Origin of the sequence: Catenulispora yoronensis (genome assembly GCF_039531695.1) — a bacterium.
In the GTDB taxonomy this organism is placed as follows: Bacteria; Actinomycetota; Actinomycetes; order Streptomycetales; family Catenulisporaceae; genus Catenulispora; species Catenulispora yoronensis.
Genome location: NZ_BAAAQN010000253.1, coordinates 1 through 519 on the forward strand (window position 1 = coordinate 1; position 519 = coordinate 519).

The following is a 519-nucleotide window of genomic DNA, read 5'->3' on the forward strand; positions in this document are numbered from 1 at the left end:
GGTGGCGTTGTTGCGCTTGATGGCCAGGGCGCCGGTGCGGCCCAGGAGCATGGCGATGGCCATGACGATGAGGGTGTCGGTGAGGGCGTCGACGCTGACCTGGTGGTCGTACATCCAGCGGCCGAGTTGGTTGGTGTACCAGTGGGTGGCGCCGTAGGAGAAGGTGAGGCGGGCGCCGATGACGGTGGTCCACAAGGCGGCGTAGGCGATGCCGGCGTGGGTGTGGACCAGTCCGGTGCCTTCTTCGCGGCGGACCGGCATCAGGGCGGCGGCGGCCAGGCCGAGCAGCAGGCCCAGGGCGGCGCCGGCGAGTTCCAGGACCAGTCCGGTGCCGTTGGTGGCCGGGTGCTTGACGTAGATGGGCACGATGACGGCCGCGGCGATCGCGGGCCGGAGCAGGCGGGCCGCGCCGACCTTGCGGCGGCCCAGGTCCGAGCCGAGCACCGAGGCCAACACGATGATGTTCACGATCCAGATGCTGGCGTCCATGGTGGCCAACTCCCCTCTGAGCTGCTGTTT

Annotated in this window: 1 protein-coding gene; it reads right to left on the reverse strand. The window is 69.9% G+C overall.

What is annotated here, in order from left to right; translation table 11 throughout:
- On the reverse strand, positions 1-489 hold a 489-nt coding region (locus ABD481_RS47170; RefSeq protein ID WP_344672396.1), incomplete at its 3' end, for a hypothetical protein.
- Positions 490-519: the final 30 nt, after the last annotated feature.